The sequence below is a fragment of the Bacillus sp. EKM420B genome (assembly GCF_011065565.1).
Classification (GTDB): Bacteria; Bacillota; Bacilli; order Bacillales; family Bacillaceae; genus Bacillus; species Bacillus velezensis.
In genome coordinates, this window is the sequence record NZ_JAAMNX010000001.1 from 676,337 (window position 1) to 699,038 (window position 22,702).

Annotated in this window: 21 protein-coding genes and 1 riboswitch; of the genes, 20 read left to right on the forward strand and 1 reads right to left on the reverse strand. The window is 49.3% G+C overall.

The features are described 5' to 3' along the window. The first annotated feature begins 4 nt into the window (after window positions 1–4). The 15 genes from G9F48_RS03395 to G9F48_RS03465 all read left to right on the forward strand — a co-directional run bounded on the left by G9F48_RS03395 (window position 5) and on the right by G9F48_RS03465 (window position 15,568). Complete coding sequence (locus G9F48_RS03395; protein ID WP_165409026.1) at window positions 5–919, forward strand: aspartate carbamoyltransferase catalytic subunit; 915 nt, start codon at window positions 5–7, stop codon at window positions 917–919. Further along, a complete protein-coding gene (locus G9F48_RS03400) occupies window positions 903–2,189 on the forward strand; it encodes a dihydroorotase (RefSeq protein ID WP_071391857.1) in 1,287 nt (428 codons plus the stop codon). The genes G9F48_RS03395 and G9F48_RS03400 overlap by 17 nt, the downstream gene beginning before the upstream one ends. Beyond that, entirely contained in the window at window positions 2,186–3,280 is a 1,095-nt protein-coding gene (locus tag G9F48_RS03405) for a carbamoyl phosphate synthase small subunit (protein WP_165409027.1), read from the forward strand. The genes G9F48_RS03400 and G9F48_RS03405 overlap by 4 nt, the downstream gene beginning before the upstream one ends. Continuing rightward, a complete protein-coding gene (gene carB / locus G9F48_RS03410; protein WP_071391856.1) occupies window positions 3,265–6,480 on the forward strand; it encodes a carbamoyl-phosphate synthase (glutamine-hydrolyzing) large subunit in 3,216 nt (1,071 codons plus the stop codon). The genes G9F48_RS03405 and carB overlap by 16 nt, the downstream gene beginning before the upstream one ends. After that, complete coding sequence (locus tag G9F48_RS03415; protein ID WP_165409028.1) at window positions 6,477–7,247, forward strand: dihydroorotate dehydrogenase electron transfer subunit; 771 nt, start codon at window positions 6,477–6,479, stop codon at window positions 7,245–7,247. Before carB ends, G9F48_RS03415 begins: the two co-directional genes overlap by 4 nt. Further along, on the forward strand, window positions 7,247–8,182 hold the full coding sequence (locus G9F48_RS03420; RefSeq protein WP_165409029.1) for a dihydroorotate dehydrogenase: 936 nt from the start codon (window positions 7,247–7,249) through the stop codon (window positions 8,180–8,182). The genes G9F48_RS03415 and G9F48_RS03420 overlap by 1 nt, the downstream gene beginning before the upstream one ends. Further along, entirely contained in the window at window positions 8,151–8,870 is a 720-nt protein-coding gene (gene pyrF / locus G9F48_RS03425; RefSeq protein ID WP_138092299.1) for an orotidine-5'-phosphate decarboxylase, read from the forward strand. Before G9F48_RS03420 ends, pyrF begins: the two co-directional genes overlap by 32 nt. Further along, window positions 8,867–9,499: an orotate phosphoribosyltransferase gene (gene pyrE / locus G9F48_RS03430; RefSeq protein ID WP_007611309.1), complete on the forward strand. Its 633-nt coding sequence runs from the start codon at window positions 8,867–8,869 to the stop codon at window positions 9,497–9,499. Before pyrF ends, pyrE begins: the two co-directional genes overlap by 4 nt. 101 nt (window positions 9,500–9,600) lie before the next feature. Beyond that, a riboswitch (SAM riboswitch) is annotated at window positions 9,601–9,705 on the forward strand. A 127-nt stretch (window positions 9,706–9,832) separates the two neighbouring features. Next, window positions 9,833–10,534, forward strand: coding sequence for a phosphoadenylyl-sulfate reductase (locus tag G9F48_RS03435; RefSeq protein ID WP_003154369.1), 702 nt, complete (start codon window positions 9,833–9,835; stop codon window positions 10,532–10,534). Between the two features lie 12 nt (window positions 10,535–10,546). Continuing rightward, on the forward strand, window positions 10,547–11,611 hold the full coding sequence (locus tag G9F48_RS03440; protein ID WP_101563001.1) for an inorganic phosphate transporter: 1,065 nt from the start codon (window positions 10,547–10,549) through the stop codon (window positions 11,609–11,611). A 48-nt stretch (window positions 11,612–11,659) separates the two neighbouring features. Further along, on the forward strand, window positions 11,660–12,808 hold the full coding sequence (sat, locus tag G9F48_RS03445; protein WP_024085289.1) for a sulfate adenylyltransferase: 1,149 nt from the start codon (window positions 11,660–11,662) through the stop codon (window positions 12,806–12,808). A gap of 13 nt (window positions 12,809–12,821) precedes the next feature. Beyond that, on the forward strand, window positions 12,822–13,415 hold the full coding sequence (gene cysC, locus G9F48_RS03450) for an adenylyl-sulfate kinase (protein ID WP_003154363.1): 594 nt from the start codon (window positions 12,822–12,824) through the stop codon (window positions 13,413–13,415). Window positions 13,416–13,539: 124 nt separating this feature from the next. Then, window positions 13,540–14,313, forward strand: a complete 774-nt coding sequence (gene cobA / locus G9F48_RS03455) for a uroporphyrinogen-III C-methyltransferase (RefSeq protein WP_077722182.1) — start codon at window positions 13,540–13,542, stop codon at window positions 14,311–14,313. After that, the gene (locus G9F48_RS03460) at window positions 14,314–15,099 is read left to right on the forward strand and encodes a sirohydrochlorin chelatase (RefSeq protein WP_165409030.1); all 786 of its coding nucleotides are present in this window, start codon (window positions 14,314–14,316) and stop codon (window positions 15,097–15,099) included. Then, the gene (locus G9F48_RS03465) at window positions 15,080–15,568 is read left to right on the forward strand and encodes a precorrin-2 dehydrogenase/sirohydrochlorin ferrochelatase family protein (protein ID WP_156735063.1); all 489 of its coding nucleotides are present in this window, start codon (window positions 15,080–15,082) and stop codon (window positions 15,566–15,568) included. The genes G9F48_RS03460 and G9F48_RS03465 overlap by 20 nt, the downstream gene beginning before the upstream one ends. A gap of 423 nt (window positions 15,569–15,991) precedes the next feature. Here the strand turns inward: G9F48_RS03465 and G9F48_RS03470 are convergent, their stop codons facing one another. Beyond that, window positions 15,992–17,698 carry an Rqc2 family fibronectin-binding protein gene (locus tag G9F48_RS03470; RefSeq protein ID WP_165409031.1) on the reverse strand — a complete coding sequence of 569 codons (1,707 nt, stop codon included), beginning with the start codon at window positions 17,696–17,698 and terminating at the stop codon, window positions 15,992–15,994. 119 nt (window positions 17,699–17,817) lie between these two features. Here G9F48_RS03470 and G9F48_RS03475 point away from each other — a divergent pair, with 119 nt between their 5' ends. The 5 genes from G9F48_RS03475 to rpoZ all read left to right on the forward strand — a co-directional run bounded on the left by G9F48_RS03475 (window position 17,818) and on the right by rpoZ (window position 22,622). Beyond that, window positions 17,818–20,490: a calcium-translocating P-type ATPase, SERCA-type gene (locus G9F48_RS03475; RefSeq protein WP_165409032.1), complete on the forward strand. Its 2,673-nt coding sequence runs from the start codon at window positions 17,818–17,820 to the stop codon at window positions 20,488–20,490. Between the two features lie 81 nt (window positions 20,491–20,571). Continuing rightward, on the forward strand, window positions 20,572–21,447 hold the full coding sequence (locus G9F48_RS03480) for a YicC/YloC family endoribonuclease (RefSeq protein WP_003154356.1): 876 nt from the start codon (window positions 20,572–20,574) through the stop codon (window positions 21,445–21,447). A 76-nt stretch (window positions 21,448–21,523) separates the two neighbouring features. Then, on the forward strand, window positions 21,524–21,793 hold the full coding sequence (gene remA, locus G9F48_RS03485) for an extracellular matrix/biofilm regulator RemA (protein WP_003154355.1): 270 nt from the start codon (window positions 21,524–21,526) through the stop codon (window positions 21,791–21,793). Window positions 21,794–21,800: 7 nt separating this feature from the next. Continuing rightward, on the forward strand, window positions 21,801–22,415 hold the full coding sequence (gene gmk / locus G9F48_RS03490; RefSeq protein WP_025851320.1) for a guanylate kinase: 615 nt from the start codon (window positions 21,801–21,803) through the stop codon (window positions 22,413–22,415). Between the two features lie 3 nt (window positions 22,416–22,418). Beyond that, entirely contained in the window at window positions 22,419–22,622 is a 204-nt protein-coding gene (gene rpoZ, locus G9F48_RS03495) for a DNA-directed RNA polymerase subunit omega (protein ID WP_003154346.1), read from the forward strand. Window positions 22,623–22,702: the final 80 nt, after the last annotated feature.

Sequence of the window (22,702 nt, forward strand, 5' to 3'; positions counted from 1 at the left end):
AAACATGAATCATTTAACGGCGATGTCTGAACTGAGCGCGGCTGAAATTACAGAACTGCTGCGAGAGGCAAAAGCGATAAAAGAGGGTACAGTCCGTCCCGATCTCGCGGGAAAATTCGTTGCGAATCTGTTTTTTGAACCGAGCACGAGAACGCGGTTCAGCTTTGAAGTGGCGGAAAAAAAACTCGGGATGAACGTGCTCAGCTTAGACGGCACGAGCACAAGCGTTCAAAAAGGCGAGTCCTTATACGACACGGTCAAAACACTGGAATCAATCGGAGCGGATGCCTGCGTCATCAGGCACAGCACGGATGAATATTACAAAGATCTGACCGGCAGAGTCAATATTCCGGTCTTAAACGCCGGCGACGGCTGCGGCCAGCACCCGACTCAGTCATTGCTCGATTTAATGACGATTCAAGAGGAATTTGAGACCTTTCAGGGCCTGACGGTTTCCATTCATGGCGATATCAAACACAGCAGGGTGGCAAGGTCAAATGCCGAGGTGCTGACAAGGCTCGGCGCACGTGTGCTGTTTTCCGGGCCGCCGCAGTGGCAGGATGAGAAAAACGCCTTCGGCACCTGTGTTCAGACGGATGAAGCCATACAAGCTTCAGATGTCGTCATGCTGCTCCGCATCCAAAATGAAAGGCATCAGACAGAAGCCGACCAAAAAGGCTACCTGGAAGCATACGGGCTGACCGCAAAGCGGGCGGAGAGCATGAAGCGGCATGCCATCATCATGCATCCCGCACCGGTGAACAGAGGGGTCGAAATTGACACAACATTAGTGGAATGCGGAAAATCAAGAATCTTTAAACAAATGGAAAATGGTGTGTATATCAGAATGGCGGTCTTAAAAAGAGCACTGCAAACCAATGTGAAAAGGGGAGAAGCGGCTTATGTCTTATCTCATTAAAAACGGCTGGATATTAAATGAACAGGGAGAAAAAGCGGTACAGGATATCCGGGTAACGGGTGAATTCATTTCGGAAACCGGGCTTCTGACAGCGAAAGACGGAGAAACGGTGATCGACGCTGAGGGACTGTTCGTTTCACCTGGGCTCGTAGACCTTCATGTCCACTTCAGAGAACCGGGCGGGGAGAAAAAAGAAACCATTGAGACGGGCTCTAAAGCCGCGGCGCGGGGCGGCTTTACCACAGTCGCCGCCATGCCGAATACAAGGCCCGTGCCGGATACGAAAGAGCAGATGGAATGGCTGCAAAACAGGATCAAAGAAACCTCATCTGTCAGGGTCCTTCCTTACGCATCCATTACGATCAGACAAACCGGGGAAGAAATGACAGATTTTGAGGCGCTTCATGAAGCGGGCGCATTCGCCTTCACCGATGACGGCGTCGGCGTTCAGACGGCCGGAATGATGTATGAAGCCATGAAACGGGCGGCTTCAATAAATAAAGCGATTGTCGCTCATTGTGAGGATAACTCGCTTATTTACGGCGGAAGCGTGCATGAAGGATCTTTTTCAAAAGCGAACGGCCTGAACGGCATACCTTCCATTTGTGAAGCGGTACATATTGCCCGTGACGTCCTGCTGGCGGAAGCGGCGGGCTGCCATTACCACGTGTGTCATATCAGCACGAAAGAATCCGTCAGAGCCGTAAGAGACGCAAAAAAAGCGGGAATCCGCGTGACGGCGGAAGTATCGCCGCACCACCTGCTGCTTTGTGACGAAGATATCCCGGGACTTGATACCAATTTTAAGATGAATCCGCCGCTTCGCAGCAAAGAGGACAGAGAGGCGCTGATCGAAGGGCTTTTAGACGGTACGATTGATTTCATCGCCACTGACCATGCGCCGCATACAGAAGAAGAGAAAAACACGGACATGAAGCTTGCGCCTTTCGGTATCGTCGGTTTAGAAACTGCCTTTCCGCTTCTGTACACACATTTTGTGAAAAACGGGGCGTGGACGCTGAAGCAGCTGGTTGATTTCATGACGGTAAAACCTTGCGAGGCATTCGGTCTTCCGTACGGAACGCTTGCACCGGGGGCGCCGGCTGACATCACCCTGATTGATCTGGAAAAAGAAGCGGCCATTGACAAAGATACATTTTTATCTAAAGGAAAAAATACGCCATTCAACAAGATGAAGTGCTTCGGCTGGCCTGTTGCAACGATGGCTGCCGGTAAGCTTGCATATGAAGAAGGGAGACTCGTCAAATGAAAAGAAGACTAGTGCTGGAAAATGGAGCGGTATTTGAGGGTGAAGCATTCGGGAGCCTGGAGCATACCGCGGGTGAAGTCGTATTCAACACGGGAATGACCGGTTATCAGGAAATTTTATCAGACCCTTCTTACTGCGGGCAGATAGTGACGCTGACGTATCCGCTGATCGGCAACTACGGAATTAACAGAGATGACTTTGAATCTATCACTCCTTTTGTAAAAGGGCTGATCATAAAAGAACTGTGCGAGCTGCCTTCCAACTGGCGCTCGGCTTACACGCTTGATGAGTATCTGAAAATGAAAAATATTCCCGGCTTACAAGGGATCGACACGCGAAAACTCACCAGAATGATCCGCACGGCCGGGGCATTAAAAGGAACGTTTGCTTCAAGTGAGGAGAATGTCGGAGAGGTTCTTGCAAGGCTGAAAGAAACGGAACTGCCGAGAAATCAAGTCGCTCAAGTATCGGCGAAAACGGCATATCCGAGTCCGGGCCGCGGCAAACGCATCGTGCTCGTCGATTTCGGTATGAAGCACGGCATCTTAAGAGAGTTAAACAAAAGAAAATGCGATGTCATCGTTGTACCGTACAATGTAACGGCGGAAGAAGTGCTTCAGCTCAAGCCGGACGGCATCATGCTTTCTAACGGACCCGGAGATCCGAAAGATGTGCCGGAAGCCATTGAAATGATAAAAGGCATACTCGGGAAGGTGCCGTTATTCGGAATCTGTCTCGGCCATCAATTATTTGCGCTGGCATCGGGAGCGGAAACGGAAAAAATGAAATTCGGACACAGGGGTTCCAATCATCCGGTTAAAGAGCTTGCGACAGGGAAAGTCGCTTTAACAGCCCAAAACCACGGATATACAGTTTCTTCAATAGATGAGACAGAGCTTGAAGTGACGCACATTGCGATCAATGATCAAACGATCGAAGGACTCAAGCATAAAACATTGCCGGCATTTACGGTTCAGTACCACCCTGAAGCTTCACCGGGACCGGAAGACGCCAATCACTTATTTGACAGATTCATTGACTTGATCGAAACAACTGAGAAAGAAGGGGAAGCGGTATGCCAAAACGCGTAGATATTAAAAAGATTTTAGTGATCGGATCAGGCCCGATTATTATCGGACAGGCGGCGGAATTTGATTATGCGGGCACACAGGCGTGTCTCGCTTTAAAGGAAGAAGGCTATGAAGTCATTCTCGTCAACTCGAATCCGGCAACGATTATGACGGATACGGAAATGGCTGATCGGGTATACATAGAGCCGCTGACGCCGGAGTTTCTCACGCGTATTATCAGAAAAGAACGGCCGGACGCCATCCTGCCGACTCTGGGAGGACAGACCGGACTGAATCTTGCCGTCGAGCTGTCTGAACTCGGGGTTCTTGAGGAATGCGGGGTGGAAGTGCTCGGCACAAAGCTGTCCGCCATCCAGCAGGCGGAAGACCGCGACTTATTCCGTACGCTGATGAATGAGCTGAATGAACCGGTGCCGGAAAGTGAGATCATCCGCACTTTACAGGAAGCCGAGGAATTTGTCGGCCGGATCGGGTTTCCGGTTATCGTGCGCCCCGCTTACACATTAGGCGGAACGGGCGGCGGCATCTGCTCTAATGAAGCGGAACTGAAAGAGATCGTCGAAAACGGATTAAAGCTCAGCCCCGTTCATCAGTGCCTTCTGGAAAAAAGCATTGCCGGTTACAAAGAGATCGAATATGAAGTCATGAGAGACAGCAGAGATCACGCGATCGTCGTCTGCAATATGGAAAATATCGATCCGGTCGGCATCCATACGGGCGACAGCATCGTCGTTGCCCCGAGCCAGACTTTGAGCGACCGGGAATATCAGCTTTTGCGCAATGTTTCATTAAAGCTGATCCGCGCGCTCGGCATTGAAGGCGGCTGTAATGTTCAGCTCGCGCTCGATCCCGACAGCTTCCAATATTACATTATCGAAGTGAATCCGCGGGTGAGCCGCTCATCTGCCCTCGCTTCAAAAGCGACGGGTTACCCGATCGCAAAGCTTGCGGCGAAAATCGCAGTCGGGCTTTCTCTTGATGAAATGATGAACCCCGTAACGGGAAAAACATATGCGGCTTTTGAGCCCGCGCTTGACTATGTCGTTTCTAAAATCCCGCGCTGGCCGTTCGACAAATTTGAGTCGGCAAACCGCAGGCTCGGGACGCAAATGAAAGCCACCGGAGAGGTCATGGCCATCGGACGCACCCTTGAAGAATCGCTGTTAAAGGCGGTCCGCTCACTGGAAGCCGATGTCTATCACCTGGAACTGAAGGATGCGGAAGAGATTTCTGACGGGCTTTTGGAAAAACGAATCAGAAAGGCCGGAGATGAACGGCTGTTTTATCTCGCAGAAGCGTTCAGAAGAGGCTACACAGTGGAGCAGCTTCATGAGTTTTCCGCAATTGACGTATTCTTTTTGCACAAGCTCTCTAAGCTGGTCGCTTTTGAAACCGAGCTGAAAGCGGAAAAAGGCAGCCTCGCCGTCCTGCAGACAGCGAAGGAACTCGGTTTCTCCGACAAATATATCAGCCGGGAATGGAATATGCCGGAACAAGAGCTGTATCAAATGCGAAAAGAAGCAGCCATCAAGCCTGTATATAAAATGGTGGATACATGCGCGGCGGAATTCGAATCAGAAACCCCGTATTTTTACAGCACATATGAGGAAGAAAACGAGTCTGAGGTAACATCAAGAAAAAGCGTCGTCGTCCTCGGCTCCGGCCCGATCCGCATCGGACAGGGCGTCGAATTTGACTATGCGACCGTTCATTCTGTCTGGGCCATCAAGCAGGCAGGCTATGAAGCGATTATTATCAACAACAACCCTGAGACGGTGTCCACTGATTTCAGCATATCAGACAAACTGTATTTTGAACCGCTGACGGTAGAAGATGTCATGCACATCATCGATTTGGAACAGCCGGAAGGCGTTGTTGTCCAATTCGGCGGCCAGACGGCGATCAACCTTGCGGAAGAATTGAGCGCCCGCGGCGTCAAAATTCTCGGTACATCACTTGAAGATTTAGACCGTGCGGAAGACCGGGATAAGTTCGAGCAGGCGCTTGAGGCGCTGAATGTGCCGCAGCCGCTCGGAAAAACCGCCGTGTCGGTGAACGAAGCGGTCAAAATCGCTGCATCCATCGGCTATCCGGTACTTGTCCGCCCTTCGTATGTGCTCGGCGGCCGGGCGATGGAAATCGTCTATCACGAAGAAGAGCTGCTTCACTATATGAAAAATGCGGTCAAAATCAACCCGCAGCATCCGGTGTTAATCGACCGTTATCTGACGGGGAAAGAAATCGAAGTCGATGCCGTATCTGACGGCGAAACAGTCGTTATTCCGGGAATTATGGAGCATATCGAGCGGGCCGGCGTCCATTCAGGGGATTCAATCGCCGTCTATCCGCCTCAGTCTTTAAGCGGAGACATTAAGAAAAAAATCGAACAATACACTGTAGCCTTGGCAAAAGGCCTTAACATCATCGGGTTGCTGAACATCCAGTTCGTACTTTCGCAAGGTGAGGTGTATGTGCTTGAGGTAAATCCGCGGTCAAGCAGAACCGTGCCGTTCTTAAGCAAAATCACTAAGATTCCGATGGCGAATCTGGCGACAAAGGTCATTCTCGGCCAAAAGCTTGCTGATTTCGGCTATCAAGAGGGGCTGCAGCCTGAACAGCAGGGGGTATTCGTGAAAGCGCCTGTCTTCTCATTTGCGAAGCTGAGAAGAGTGGATATTACGTTAGGCCCTGAAATGAAGTCGACGGGAGAGGTCATGGGCAAAGATTCAACCTTGGAAAAAGCGCTCTATAAAGCGCTGATTGCCTCTGGCATTCAAATCCCGAACTACGGCTCAGTGCTGTTGACCGTTGCTGATAAAGATAAAGAAGAAGGACTGCTGATCGCCAAGCGATTCCACGCCATCGGCTATAAAATCTTGGCGACGGAAGGAACGGCGGCTTATTTGAAAGACGCTCAGATTCCGGCTCAAGTCGTCGGGAAAATCGGCGAAGAAGGGAAAAATCTGCTCGATGTGATCAGAAACGGCGAAGCGCAATTTGTCATCAATACGCTGACCAAGGGCAAACAGCCGGCCAGAGACGGCTTCAGAATCCGCCGCGAATCCGTTGAGAACGGAGTCGCCTGCCTGACATCTTTAGATACGGCCGAAGCCATTTTGCGGGTATTGGAAAGCATGACATTCCGGGCGGATCATATGCCTGCATCCGAAACCAATCAAAAGGCGGCAGTCACGATATGAAAAAAGCGCATTTGACTGTTCAATCCAACTTAGAAATTGCCGACCGGATTTATAAGATGGTGCTGAAAGGAGAGCTTGTCCGGCACCTTACCGAGCCGGGTCAATTTCTTCATCTGAAGGTGAGTGACGCGGTCACACCGCTATTAAGAAGACCGCTCAGCATTGCGGACGTCAATTTCGCCGCGGATGAAGTATCCGTTATCTACAGAGCTGACGGTGAGGGAACGCGTCTTTTGTCCGGGAAAAAAAAGGGCGGCAGGATAGACGTTCTCGGCCCTCTCGGCAACGGATTTCCCGTCCGGCGGATTGAACCCGGCAAAACCGCGCTGTTAGTCGGAGGCGGAGTGGGGGTTCCGCCTTTGCAGGAACTGTCAAAGCGCCTGACGGAAAAAGGCGTAAACGTCATTCATGTGCTTGGATTTCAATCAGCAAAGGATGTTTTTTACGAACAGGAATGCCGTGCGTACGGAGACACCTATGTGGCGACGGCTGACGGAACATATGGAGAGAAAGGATTTGTCACCGATGTCATCCGTGAAAAGCAGCTCGAATTCGATGTCCTGCTAAGCTGCGGACCGACACCGATGCTGAAAGCTCTGAAGCAGCAGTACGGCCATAAAGAGGTTTATCTTTCGATGGAAGAGCGGATGGGCTGCGGCATCGGGGCCTGCTTCGCCTGCGTGTGCCGCACGGGTGAAAGCGATACATCCTATGTAAAGGTCTGCCTGGACGGGCCTGTATTTAAAGCTGAGGAGGTGGCGCTGTAATGTTAGAGGTGAATCTGCCGGGTCTCCAATTGAAAAACCCGATCATCCCCGCTTCCGGATGTTTCGGTTTCGGGAAAGAATATGCCGGATTTTACGATTTATCATGCCTCGGAGGCATTATGATTAAAGCAACGACGAACGAAGCCCGCTTCGGAAATCCGACACCGAGAGTGGCGGAGACAAGCGCGGGAATGCTGAATGCCATCGGACTGCAAAATCCCGGCCTTGAGCATGTGCTCAATCATGAGCTGCCTTGGCTCGAACAATTTGACACGCCGATTATCGCAAATGTCGCCGGTTCTCAGGTGGACGACTATAAAGAAGTGGCCGAGCACATCAGCCAAGCGCCGAATGTGCATGCGCTTGAGCTTAACATTTCATGTCCGAATGTCAAAACGGGGGGGATTGCTTTTGGTACTGATCCCGTCATGGCGGCCGAACTGACAAAAGCGGTGAAAGAAGTTTCCGCAGTGCCTGTGTATGTGAAGCTTTCGCCTAATGTCGCAAACATAACCGAAATTGCCCAAGCGATTGAAGCGGCCGGTGCTGACGGTCTGACGATGATTAATACTCTCATCGGGATGAGGCTCGATCTCAAGACGGGCCGGCCGATTTTAGCAAATAAAACGGGCGGACTGTCAGGCCCGGCGATCAAACCGGTCGCCATCCGGATGGTATACGAAGTCAGCCAGGCCGTTCAAATTCCGATTATCGGGATGGGCGGCGTTCAGACCGCAGAGGATGCATTAGAATTTCTTCTTGGGGGAGCGAGTGCGGTTGCCGTCGGCACGGCGAACTTCGTCAATCCGTTCGTCTGCCCGGAAATCATAGAACAGCTCCCCCGTGTGCTGCGCCAACACGGCTTTCAATCTGTAAGTGAATGCATCGGAAGGAGCTGGAAACATGAAAAACAACCTGCCCATCATCGCGCTTGATTTTGCATCAGGGGAAGAGACTTTAACGTTTTTAGACTTGTTTGAAAAGGAAAGGCTCTTTGTCAAAACGGGGATGGAACTTTTTTATCAGGAAGGCCCCGCCATCATTCACCAATTAAAAGAACGGAACTGTGATATATTTTTAGATTTAAAGCTTCATGATATCCCGACTACGGTCAATAAAGCGATGAAGCGGCTGGCCGGCCTCGGTGTTGATCTCGTCAATGTGCATGCGGCAGGGGGCGCACGCATGATGCGCGCGGCCCTTGAGGGGCTTGAAGAAGGCACGCCGGCAGGCAGAAAACGTCCGTCTTTAATCGCGGTGACTCAGCTGACCAGCACTTCAGAGCAGGTGGCGAAGGAAGAGCTTCTGCTGCAAAAGCCGCTGTTAGAAACGGTTGTGCACTACGGCAAAATGGCGGAAGAGTGCGGGCTGGACGGAGTGGTATGTTCGGTCCATGAAACAAAAGCCATTTATGAAGCGGTCCGGCCTTCATTTCTGACAGTCACGCCGGGCATCCGCACGGCCAGTGACGCAGCTGACGATCAAGTCCGGACGGCGACTCCGTCATTTGCGAAAGAAAACGGTTCGTCAGCCATCGTCGTGGGCCGCTCAATTACAAAAGCGGGAAACCCCGTTAAAGCATATGAAGCAATTAAACTGGAATGGGAGGGCGTTCGCCGATGAAACAGGCTATCGCAAAACATCTATTACACATTGAAGCTGTCTTTTTACGTCCGAATGAGCCGTTTACGTGGGCGAGCGGCATTTTATCACCGATCTATTGTGACAACCGTCTGACATTGTCGTATCCAAAAGTGAGAAATGATGTGGCGGACGGGCTCGGCAAACTGCTGAAGGAGCATTTCCCCGAGGCGGAGATGATCGCGGGCACTGCAACGGCGGGCATTCCGCATGCTGCGCTTCTCGCAGACCGTACGGGCGCGCCGATGTGCTACGTCAGAAGCAAACCGAAAGCGCACGGCAAAGGAAATCAAATAGAAGGCGCCATTAAGAAAGGACAAAAAACAGTCGTGATTGAAGACTTGATTTCTACCGGGGGCAGCGTGCTTGAAGCTGCGGCGGCCCTTCAAAGAGAGGGCGCGGAAGTCCTCGGCGTCATTTCCATTTTTACATACGGACTGCCGAAAGCAAAAGAAGCCTTTAAAAAAGCGGGTCTTCCTTATTACTCGTTAACCGATTATGACACGCTGATTGAAGTCGCGCTTGAAAACGGTACGATTCATTCAGCTGACATTGAAAAACTGAAATCATGGAAACTGAATCCCGAGTCAAAAGATTGGTTTAAAAAATAATGACAATAAAAACAGGCCTCAGGGCCTGTTTTATTATTCCTATCAAAAAACTCGGGTTGACTTCTGTTAGAATTGTGCTAAAATTTAGTACAAATCTAAAAAGCTTATCAAGAGCGGCTGAGGGACTGGACCGATGACGCCCGGCAACCTGCGTGTATTGCAAGGTGCCGCATCCAGAAAAATGCACAGCATTTTGAAGATAAGGGCTATACCGGGTCACTGTCTTTCATTCCGCTGGATTGAAAGTTTTTTATATGAAAAAAAGATTGAGGGATAAGACAACCGGCAGAGAACAACAGCTGTTTGATTGTCTCCGGGAGGAGGAAAGAAAAAATGCTAACGTATGACACATGGGAGGAACCGGCGATTACATTTCCGGAAGACGATTCCTATAAAGGCGCGCTGTCCGTTTTAAAATGGGCATACGGCCACTACGGAGACCAGCTTGTTTACGCGTGCAGCTTCGGGATTGAGGGCATCGTCCTGATCGATTTAATTTCTAAAGTAAAGAAAGACGCGGAAATCGTGTTTCTCGATACGGGTCTTCACTTTAAAGAAACATATGAAACGATCGAAAAAGTGAAAGAACGTTATCCGGGGCTGAACATTATCCTGAAAAAGCCCAGCCTTACTCTCGAGGAACAGGCCGAGGCTCACGGAGATAAACTGTGGGAAAGAGAACCGAACCAGTGCTGCTACATCAGAAAAATTCTGCCGTTAAGAGAAGCGCTCGCAGGGCATCCGGCATGGCTGTCCGGCCTTCGCCGGGATCAAGGGCCGAGCCGGGCGAATACGAATTTCCTGAATAAAGACGACAAGTTTCAATCGATTAAAGTATGCCCGCTGATCCATTGGACATGGAAAGACATCTGGAGATATACTTCCAAGCATGAGCTGGATTACAATATCCTCCATGATCAGGGGTATCCGAGCATCGGCTGTGAACCGTGCACTTCACCTGCGTTTACCGCGGAAGATTTGCGGAGCGGCAGATGGAACGGCATGGCGAAAACCGAATGCGGACTGCATGAATAAAGGAGCTGCCCGATGGAATTAGCCGCTATTTTATTCTGCCTGTTTTTTGCCATGAATATCGGAGCCAGCGGAGCCGCGGCATCAATGGGAGTCGCTTACGGGTCCGGCGCCGTTAAAAAGAAAACATATGCGCTGATCATCTGCGCGGCCGGAGTCCTGTCAGGGGCGGTTATCGGCGGCGGTGAAGTCGTTAAGACGATCAGCGGCGGAATCATTCCCGAAAAAACCATTACGCTCACCATTGTCTGCATTATAATCGGAGCGGCGGCGCTATCGTTATTCACGGCGAATGTGCTCGGCATTCCGCTGTCGACGAGTGAGGTCACTGTCGGGGCGATTGTCGGTGTCGGCGTCGCGTACAAAGTATTGTTTTTACAGCATCTTTTTGTCATCGTGATTTTTTGGGTGCTCGTACCGTTCGTCGCGTTCTGTTTCACCTTTCTCGTATCGAAGGTATTCAGTTCTCTGAATATTCGAGTCATTTCGAAACGGAAACAGAAGATTTTAGGGATTGTGCTGCTTTTTGCGGGGTTTTGGGAAGCTTTTTCAGCCGGAATGAACAATGTCGCAAATGCGGTGGGCCCTTTGGTGGCAGCAGGCGTACTCAGCGTGTCAAAAGGAACGCTGTACGGAGGCATCTTTGTCGCTCTCGGCGCTCTGCTTTTAGGACGTAAAGTGCTTGAAACCAACGGGAAAAAGATTACGAGATTTTCAGCCGGAGAAGGCATACTGCTTTCAGGAACCGGCGCGGGGCTTGTCATTATCAGTTCCGTCTTCGGTCTGCCGGTCCCATTGGCGCAAGTCACATCATCATCAATTATCGGTATCGGAATGGCCAAAAACGGGCCGAACGTTTTTCATAAAGAAGTCGTGAAAACGATGCTCAAAGTTTGGGTCGTTTCACCGTTTTTGTCACTGTCGATTTCGTATCTGCTTGTCTCCCTGCTGTTAAAAGGAGATTATTATTCCATCTTTATGATGGCCAGCGTACTTTTGGCAGCTGGCGGAGCCGCCAGTCTGATGAAAGCCATCCGAAAAGAGAAACGCTCTGTCCATGAACAAGGCGGGGGCATTTAACTATTAATCTGAGTTTATTTATCTGTTAACTGGGAGGAATCATGTATTATGAGTTTAGCACCGCACGGAGGAACTTTAATTAATCGGGTGAATGAGCAGTATGATCTTACATCCGTCCACAAAGAAATTGAGCTTGATTTGATTTCGTTCGCTGATTTAGAGCTGATCGGGATCGGGGGGTACAGCCCGATTGAAGGATTTTTCACAGAAAAAGATTACGTATCAGTCGTTGAAAATATGCGTCTGGCATCAGGGGTTGTCTGGTCCCTGCCGATCACGCTTCCGGTCGATTCAGAAAAAGCGGCTGAGCTTGCCGTCGGCGACACGGTGAAACTGACTTACGGCGGAGAAACATACGGCGTCGTCGACATCGAAGATATTTATACGCCGGATAAACAAAAAGAAGCCGTTCACGTATATAAAACCGATGATGCCGCGCATCCGGGCGTGAAAAAATTATTTTCACGCGGCGATACGTATGTCGGCGGGCCGATCACATTAATTAAAAAAGCGTCAAAGCAGTTTCCTGAGTTTACATTTGAACCTGCCGATACAAGACGAAGCTTCGAAGAAAAGGGCTGGAAAACCATCGTCGGTTTCCAAACGAGAAATCCGGTCCACCGCGCCCACGAATATATCCAAAAAACCGCGCTTGAGACGGTTGACGGCCTGTTTTTGAACCCGCTCGTCGGTGAAACAAAATCAGATGACATTCCGGCGGATGTCAGAATGGAAAGCTACCAAGTGCTTCTCGATCATTATTATCCGAAAGACCGCGTTTTCCTCGGCGTGTTTTTGGCGGCTATGCGGTATGCGGGGCCGAGAGAAGCCATTTTCCACGCGCTTGTCCGCAAAAACTACGGCTGCACGCATTTTATTGTCGGCCGCGATCATGCCGGCGTCGGTGATTACTACGGCACATATGAAGCGCAAGAGCTGTTTGATCAATTTACAGCGGATGAACTCGGGATTACACCGATGAAATTCGAGCACAGCTTCTTCTGCCAGAAATGCGGCAACATGGGAACGGCCAAAACATGCCCTCATGACAGAGAAGACCACGTCATTCTGTCAGGAACAAAGGTCAGAGAAATGCTGCGAAGCGGCGTCATGCCGCCGGCGGAATTCAGCCGTCCTGAAGTTGTCGAGGTGTTGATTAAAGGGCTGAAAACGAAAGAAGAAGCAGGCGTTTCTTAAGGAGGAAAATAGAGTGACAAATCGTGATATCGTATGGCATGAAGCCTCAATAACGAAAGAAGAATACCAGCAGAAAAACAAGCATAAAAGCTCTATCCTCTGGCTGACGGGCTTAAGCGGTTCAGGGAAATCCACAATTGCAAACGCCGCAGCGCGCGAGTTGTTTGAACAGGGCTATCAAGTCATTGTGCTTGATGGTGATAACATCCGCCACGGCTTAAACAAGGACTTAGGTTTTTCCGATGATGACCGCAAGGAAAATATACGCCGCATCGGGGAAGTGGCGAAGCTTTTCGTTCAGCAGGGAACCATCGTCATCACGGCTTTTATTTCTCCCTTCCGTGAGGACAGAGATCAGGTGAGAGAGCTTGTGGCAGAGGGCGAATTTAATGAAATCTACGTGAAATGCGACCTCGATATATGTGAAAAGCGCGATCCGAAAGGTTTATATAAAAAAGCAAGAAATGGTGAAATTCCGTTCTTTACGGGGATCGACTCACCGTATGAAGAGCCGAAAGCGCCTGAGCTCGTACTTGATTCAGGCAAATTTGAACGTGAAGAATGCACCGGAAGACTGGTTGACTTTGTGAAAAACAGCTTAGCATAATAGGTCCAAAAAGGCCGCGCAATCAGCCGGATATCCCCCGCAATGGCGGGATATGGTAAAATAGCTGAAGTGCGGCCTCGCGGCTGTTCTGGGAAGATTTCAAAACGGATCGGGGAGACATGCTATGGGGAAAGTATTTATCGTTGGAGCCGGTCCGGGAGATCCGGACTTATTAACGGTGAAGGCAATGAAAGCCATACAGAAAGCGGACGTTATATTATATGACAGATTGGTAAGCAAAGAGATTTTACAGTACGCCGGAGAAGAAGCGGATCTGATTTACTGCGGCAAGCTCCCGGATTTTCACATTATGAAACAGGATACGATCAACCGTTTCCTTGTGAAGTATGCGAAAAAGGGGAAAACCGTTGTAAGGCTCAAGGGGGGCGACCCGTTTGTTTTCGGCCGCGGAGGCGAAGAAGCGGAGGCTCTCGCACAAAACGCCATTCCGTTTGAGATCGTTCCCGGCATTACATCAGGAATCGCGGCTGCTGCTTATGCCGGCATTCCGGTGACGCACAGAGAGGCGAGCTCCAATGTTGCATTCGTTACGGGGCATTATAAACAAGAAGACGACTTTGAAGAAAAATGGAAAGCGCTGGCGACGGGCATTGATACGCTGGTGATTTATATGGGAATTAAAAATATCCGGCAGATTGAAAGAATGCTGCTGGAAAACGGCAGAGACGGCGGCACTCCGGCAGCCTTTATTCATTGGGGAACGACGGACAGGCAAAAAACAGTCGTCTGCACCGTCGGCACGCTTTCAGATACAGTGATAAAAGAAGAAATCAAAAACCCGAGCTTAATTGTTATCGGTGATGTCGTCAATTATCACTGCAAACTGGACTGGTATGCATCTGAACAGAAAAATCCGGATTTGAGCGAGGCGTTGTAAATGAAGCAGGCGATTTTATATATCGGGCACGGTAGCAGGCTGAAAAAAGCGCAGACAGAGTCGGCGGCGTTTTTAAAAGGGTGTATGCCGCACGCTGACGCTCCCATTCAGGAAATCTGTTTTTTAGAACTGCAGGAACCGTCTATTGAAGCGGGATTTGAAGCTTGTGTCAGACAAGGCGCCACTCATATTGCGGCCGTGCCTTTGCTGCTGTTGACCGCTGCCCACGCAAAACATGACATTCCGGCTGAAATTGCCCGTGCGGCGGCCCTGCATCCCGGTATAAAAGTGACATATGGTGTTCCGATCGGAGTGGACGATGAAGTCGTAAAAGCGGTCCATCATCGCATTGAAGATACCGGAGTGCCCATTGAGCAGGCGAAAGTGGTGCTGATCGGAAGAGGAAGCACAGATCCGGCCGTTAAAAACGCAGTCAGTGAGATTGCCGGAAAACTTGAGGCGATTACACCTGTTAAAGAAGTCATCCCTTGTTTTTTAACAGCATGTGACCCGCACTATAAAGAAGTGTTTGCCGGGCTTGAAGAGGATGACGGAGCACCCGTTTTTATCGTTCCATATCTTCTGTTTACCGGGCTTTTAATGACTGAGATTGAACGGGAAGTTCAAAAGCTTCAAACGATTAATCAAAATGTTCATCTCGCATCATACTTAGGTTTTCACCCGCATATTAAGCAGGCGTTTTTGAACCGTGTGACAGAAGCTGTCCGAAACCCCGGCGGTCAGTTTGATTTTAAGGGGGGACAGTATGCTGCCTCTGCACATTAATTTAAGCGGAAAAAGAATTATCATCGCGGGCGGAGGCAATGTTGCCTTAAGAAGGCTCAAAACAGTGCTTCCGGAAGGCGCGGATATTACTGTAATCAGTCCCGATGCCCTGCCTGAAATTAAACAGCTGGCAGATGAAGGACGTATCCGCTGGGTTTCCCGTAAAATTGAAATGAAGGATCTCGCGCCCGCTTTTTTCATCATTGCCGCGACAAATGACCGCAGCGTGAATCGGGAGATAGCCGCGGGCGCTTCTGAAACGCAGCTGGTCAATTGTGTAAGCGAGGCTGAACGGGGCAGCGTGTATATGCCGAAGATCATCCGCAAAGGGCGCATTCAAGTATCCGTATCAACAAGCGGCGCAAGCCCGGCACATACGAAAAGACTGGCTGAGGACATAAAACCTCTCATTACTGCTGATTTGGCTGAAGAAGTGGATCGATTATTTGAGAAAAGAAGAAGACCATAAAAAACACCTTGTCTGTCATCAGGCAGGGTGTTTTTTATACTGTCCTGACAGTCCGCCGAATGTGAAAAATTCAAAACGAAAGCGGGCAGTTTGAATGGTATATGCCGACAAGCGGTCAGGATTGCGAAGTGATGCGGAATATGTATGTGATCCCGATGCCCCCTGAATTCCGCCCGCATACAAAGGAAAGGTCAGAGACCCGCCCGGATGTGCTCAGGTTCGGCGAGGGAAGGTGAAAGTATCCGCCGCCAAATCAGGCGTGACCGTTTTAATCACAGACGGCCCGGCGGATCAGGCAGACATGACGGGAAACTGATCAGATACTGTAAAGATCGGTTCTGACGGCTGGGAGAGCTTCGTCTCTGTTTATACGTAATAAAAAACACCTCCAAGCTGAGTGCGGGTTTCAGCTTGGAGGTGCGTTTATTTTTTCAGCCGTATGACAAGGTCGGCATCAGGTGTGACAAATACGGTATGCTGGCTGTCATAGGTGACAAATCCGGGCTTTGCGCCGTTTGGCTTTTTCACATGTCTGATTTTTGTATAATCAACCGGAACGGAGCCGGAATCTTTCGCTTTGGAAAAATAAGCGGCGATCGCAGCGGCCTCCAGTATGGATTGTTCATCCGGATCGCTGCTTTTAATCACAACGTGGGAACCCGGAATGTCTTTCGTGTGGAACCATAAATCATCCCTTGCGGCAGCTTTTGTCGTTAAGTACTCATTTTGTTTATTGTTTTTGCCGACAAGAATTGTCAATCCGCGTGAAGATTCATATTGCTCCAAAACAGGAACGTGCTGCTTCTGTTTTTTCTGTCCTCTCTGCTGTTTCGGACGCAGATATTTGCCTTCCACAAGCTCTTCCCTTATTTCATGGATATCTTTTGTGGAGGCGGAGGAGAGCTGCTGGATCAGCTGATCGAAATAAGCGATTTCCTCCTCGGCCAGACGGATCTGTTCTTTTACCACCTCGACGGAATTCTTCGCCTTTTGATACTTTGTAAAATACATCTGCGCGTTTTCTGACGGTGTTTTGTTCGGATTTAAAGGGATGGTCACCGTCTTACTTTCTTCATCATAATAATTGATGACTTCCGCTTCTTTGTCACCTTTTTTCAGCATATACAAATTTGCCGTCAGCAGTTCGCCGTATAGCTGGAATTCCTTCGCATTCTCTGAGTAGTCGAGCGTCTTTTCCAGCTTTTTTATCTTATTGGCGTTCTTTTTCCGTTCATTTGCGACAAACCGCTCGAGATCCTGAGCCTGCTGTTTGACGCGGTCGCGTTCCGCTTTGCCGAAATAAAACCGGTCCAACAGCTCACTCAGTGAGTGAAAGGTGCGCTCCTCTCCGTTTACATGTGTGAGAGACAGGAGATAAAAGTATTCCTTTCCGCCGGCTGTCGTAATGTTCGGTGTAAACCTGCAATCTTTCACGGCATGGAACATTTCAATCAGCGTCTTCGGAAGCGTTATTTTGTTAGCGAGACCCGCTCTGTGAACGGCTTCTTTTGCAAACAGCGGAGAAACACCGGAAAAATGTCTGACGATCTGCTGGTCAAGCCGTCCTTCCTGAAAACTGAGATAACGCAAAACGTCCTCTTCATCCGCGGCAAGCGGCGAAACTTTTTCCTGAGCGGGAGGAAGCTTGTAATCATAACCCGGCAGAACGGTCCGGTAGCTGTTCATTGACGGAGATAAATGCTTCAGCCCGTCGATGATGGATCCTTCTCCGTCAGTCAGAATAATATTGCTGTGCCGTCCCATAATTTCAACATACAGCGTTCTTACGGTTTCGTCGCCGATTTCATTTCTGCTTTTTATGCGGAATATCATAATCCGGTCTAATCCGGCCTGTTCTATTTTCTCAATAAATCCGCCTTCTATATGCTTTCTGAGCAGCATACAAAACATCGGCGGCTCGCTCGGATTTTCATAGGCCTGGTTTGTCATGTGCACCCGTGAATAGCTCGGATGCGCCGACAATAATAATTTGTGGTTTTTTCCGTTGGCGCGGATATGGAATATCACATCGTGCTTAAAAGGCTGATGGACTCTCGTGATCCGTCCTCCGGTGATCCGGCTGTTTAATTCATGTGTCATTCCGTATGTAAACATGCCATCAAAAGACATATAAAACACCCTTTCCTTCTTCCTGCATTCGATAATTATAGCATGAAAAGGGGCGAGTCAGAATAAGCTTGTTTACAGAGTGACATCTCTAAAGCGAGGCAGGGGAGTGGACGAGAAGAATGAAGTTTCATGAAATGGGACAAACCGATTTGCTGAAAGCAACAAATACGTCCATTAAACAGGGGTTGACCGAAAAAGAGGTGAAAAAACGCCTTGAAAAGCACGGACCGAACGAGCTTCAGGAGGGCAAGAGGACACCGGCGATCGCCGTGTTTTTCGCCCAATTTAAAGATTTTATGGTGCTCGTGCTGCTGGCGGCGACCTTAATATCCGGGTTTTTAGGCGAATATGTAGATGCCGTAGCGATTATGGCGATTGTATTTGTCAATGGGGTTCTCGGTTTTTTTCAAGAGCGGCGGGCGGAAAAGTCTTTACATGCATTAAAAGAGCTGTCAACGCCGTATGTGTCAGCGTTGCGGGACGGGAGCTGGAAGAAAATTCAGTCCAAGGAGCTCGTTCCCGGCGATATCATGAAATTTTCAAGCGGCGACCGGATTGGCGCGGATGTGCGGATCGTTGAAGCGAAAAGCCTTGAAATTGAGGAATCGGCGCTGACCGGGGAATCAATTCCGGTGGTTAAACAAGCCGATAAATTGAGAAAGCCGGATGTTTCGTTAGGCGACATCAGCAATATGGCGTTTATGGGTACGATCGTAACGCGCGGCAGCGGTGTCGGCGTCGTCGTCGGTACAGGAATGAATACGGCAATGGGGAAAATTGCCGATATGCTGGAATCCGCCGGCAGCCTTTCAACACCGCTGCAGCGAAGACTTGAAGAGCTCGGCAAAATTTTAATTATCGTCGCGCTCCTTTTAACGGTATTGGTCGTTGCAGTCGGCGTCTTACAGGGACATGATCTTTACAGCATGTTTTTGGCCGGGGTGTCATTGGCCGTCGCCGCGATTCCGGAAGGGCTTCCCGCCATTGTTACGGTGGCATTATCAATCGGCGTTCAGCGCATGATCAAACAAAAATCAATTGTCAGAAAGCTCCCGGCGGTTGAAACATTGGGCTGCGCCTCTGTCATTTGTTCTGATAAAACCGGCACGCTGACACAAAACAAAATGACCGTCACCCATATGTGGTCAGGCGGCAAAATTTATAAAGTGTCGGGCATCGGCTATGTGCCGGAGGGCGTTTTCACCCGAGATGAGCGGGAAATCAAGCCGAAAGATGAGAAGATTCTTGAACAGATGCTGGTTTTCGGCGCGTTGTGCAACACATCCGAAATCGCACTGAAAGACGGCCGTTATGTACTCGACGGTGATCCGACAGAAGGAGCGCTGCTGACGGCTGCAAGAAAGGGCGGCTATTCAAACGATTGGCTCAGCGGGCATTACCGCGTGGTTGCCGAGTTTCCGTTTGACTCCGTCCGCAAAATGATGACCGTCATTGTAGAGGATCAGGAAAAAAAGCAGTTCGTCATCACTAAAGGAGCGCCCGATGTGCTGATTGACCGCTCATCACATCTGATGCACGGCGCAAGAAGTACGCCTTTTTCAGGAGAAAAGAAAGCAGAAACGGAAGCGGTTCTGAAAGAGCTGGCGTCGCAAGCTTTGCGTACGATCGCGATTGCTTATAAACCGCTTAAGCCCGGAGAAAAGCCGACAATGGAGCAGGCGGAAAAAAATCTGACGATGCTCGGCTTGTCAGGCATGATTGATCCGCCCCGTCCGGAGGTCAGACAGGCCATTAAAGAATGCCGTGAGGCCGGCATTAAAACGGTTATGATCACAGGAGATCACGTCGAAACGGCAAAGGCCATTGCAAAAGATTTGCGTCTTCTTCCGAAAAAGGGGCGTGTGATGGACGGCAAGACGCTGAATGAGCTTACGGAGAAAGAACTTATCGAAACGGTCGATGATGTCTACGTCTTCGCACGCGTGTCACCTGAACATAAATTGAAAATCGTCAAAGCGTTTCAGGAAAACGGACACGTCGTCGCCATGACGGGAGACGGGGTTAATGACGCGCCGGCCATAAAGCAGGCAGATATCGGTGTTGCCATGGGCGTGACGGGAACGGATGTGGCAAAGGAAGCCTCTTCTCTCATTCTGGTGGATGATAACTTTGCTACGATTAAATCAGCCATAAAAGAGGGACGGAATATCTATGAAAATATAAGAAAATTCGTCCGGTATTTGCTCGCCTCCAACGTCGGTGAAATTTTAGTGATGCTGTTTGCGATGCTTCTCGCTCTGCCGCTGCCGCTCGTTCCGATTCAGATATTGTGGGTGAACTTAGTCACTGACGGGCTGCCGGCGATGGCCCTCGGTATGGATCAGCCGGAAGGAGACCTGATGAGGCGGAAGCCGCGGCATCCGAAAGAAGGAGTGTTTGCGAGAAAACTGGGCTGGAAAGTCGTATCAAGAGGGTTTTTAATCGGAGCCGCAACCATTTTAGCGTTTATCATCGTCTATCACCGCAATCCTGAAAATCTGCCCTACGCACAGACCGTCGCATTCGCGACTCTTGTCCTGGCTCAGCTTATACACGTGTTTGACTGCCGGAGCGAAACGTCTGTTTTCTCCCGGAATCCGTTTGAAAATATTTATCTGCTCGGCGCCATCATTTCTTCTGTCTTCCTGATGGCCATCGTCATCTATTATCCGCCGCTGCAGCCGATTTTCAAAACAGTGCCGATTACGCCGGGCGATTGGATGCTGATTATCGGGATGTCTGGCATACCTACTTTTTTGCTGGCGGGTTCACTTTTGACAAGAAAAAAATAATTCCATATGATATAATCTTAGGGGTAATAGCATGTCTATTGCCCTTTTATTTTGATAACGGGAAAGAATTGGGTGTTTCATATGATACGGAGTATGACAGGCTTCGGCAGCGCAAGCAGCACAAAAGGCGATCTCTCGGCAACCGTTGAATTGAAATCCGTCAATTACCGGTTCAAAGAAGTGAACGCCCGCCTGCCACGGCCTTTGCTATATGTAGAGGATAAGCTGAAACAAACGATATTGCAGCATATACAGCGCGGAAGAGTAGAGCTGTTTCTCACTGTAAACAGTGACGCGCTCATAAAAAGAAGCCTGAACATCGATTGGGAGCTCCTTGATGAATATGTGAGCGCCGCACGCGCGATGAAAGAGCGCTACAGCCTGGCCGCAGAACCCGATGCAATGGATTTCTTTAGATTTGAACATATTGCGCAGATTCACGAAGAACAGATGCGTGATGACAAGCTTGAAGAAGTCATCAGGGAAGCCGCTGAGCTGGCTGTAAAGGAACTTTGTGACATGAGGGAAAAAGAAGGCCGGCTTTTGGCGGAAGACTGCTTTCTGCACATTGAGCGGCTTGAGACGCTGTCCGAACAGGTGAAAGAGCGCGCTTCGGCCGTTGTTATTCAATACCGCGAGCGTCTTTACGCCCGAATGAAGGAATGGACGGAGGACGCGCTCGACGAAAGCAGGCTGATCACGGAATGCGCCATTTTCGCCGATCGTTCTGATATAACGGAAGAAATTACCAGGTTAAAGAGCCATTTTGTTCAATTCCGTGATATATTAAAAGAAGGCGGGGCAGTCGGCCGCAAACTTGATTTCCTTGTTCAGGAGCTTAACCGGGAAGCGAACACGATCGGCTCAAAAGCCAATGATCATCAAATCACAAAGCTTGTCGTTGAAATGAAAAGTTCTATTGAAAAATTGAAGGAACAAGTGCAAAATATAGAATAGCGACTGTGCGTATTGTTTACAGACGGTCTCTTCAGGTTACACTAGAGACGTCTATTTTACAGGGGGAACGTAGAAGATGACGATTAAACTGATTAATATCGGATTTGGCAATATCATCTCCGCCAATCGGATGATTTCGATTGTCAGCCCGGAGTCTGCGCCAATAAAGCGAATGATCCAGGATGCAAGAGACCGCGGAATGCTAATAGACGCTACATACGGACGAAGAACCCGTGCAGTTGTCGTCATGGATAGTGATCACATTATCTTATCTGCCGTCCAGCCTGAGACAGTTGCACACAGACTTTCTGTGAAAGAAGAAATTATGGATGAAGGGCAGGGGTAATTGCCGCATGAAAGAAAGAGGGTTATTAATCGTTCTCTCAGGTCCCTCCGGAGTTGGAAAAGGAACGGTTCGGCAAGCAATATTTTCACAACAGGACACGAAATTTGAATACTCAATTTCAGTCACGACGAGAAACCCGAGAGAGGGCGAGGTCGACGGCGTCGATTATTTCTTTAAATCCAGAGAAGAATTCGAACGCATGATTGAAAACAACAAACTGCTTGAGTGGGCAGAATATGTCGGCAACTATTACGGAACGCCCGTTGATTATGTCGAACAGACGCTTCAAGAAGGAAAAGACGTCTTCTTAGAGATTGAAGTGCAGGGCGCGCTCCAAGTGCGGAATGCATTTCCGGAAGGCCTGTTTATCTTCTTAGCGCCGCCGAGTCTTTCTGAGCTGAAAAACAGAATCGTGACAAGAGGGACTGAAACCGACGATTTAATCGAAAACAGAATGAATGCCGCAAAAGCTGAAATCGAAATGATGGACGCGTATGATTATGTCGTTGAAAACGACGATATCCAAACGGCTTGTGATAAGATTAACGCAATCGTTCTCGCCGAGCACTTAAAACGTGAACGCGTCGCTCCGAGATACAAGAAAATGCTGGAGGTAGAATAACTTATGTTAGATCCGTCAATTGACTCTTTAATGAATAAATTAGATTCTAAATATACGCTGGTGACCGTGTCTGCAAGACGCGCGCGTGAAATGCAGATCAAAAAAGACCAGCAGATTGAACATACCATTTCTCACAAATATGTAGGCAAAGCTTTAGAAGAAATTGACGCGGGCCTGCTTTCGTTTGAAAGAGAAGACAGCGAATAACAAGCACACGTAGCAACCTATCTCTACATAGGTTGTTATTTTTTTCCGTTTGGGATTTGTCCAATGCTTTCATAAAGGGG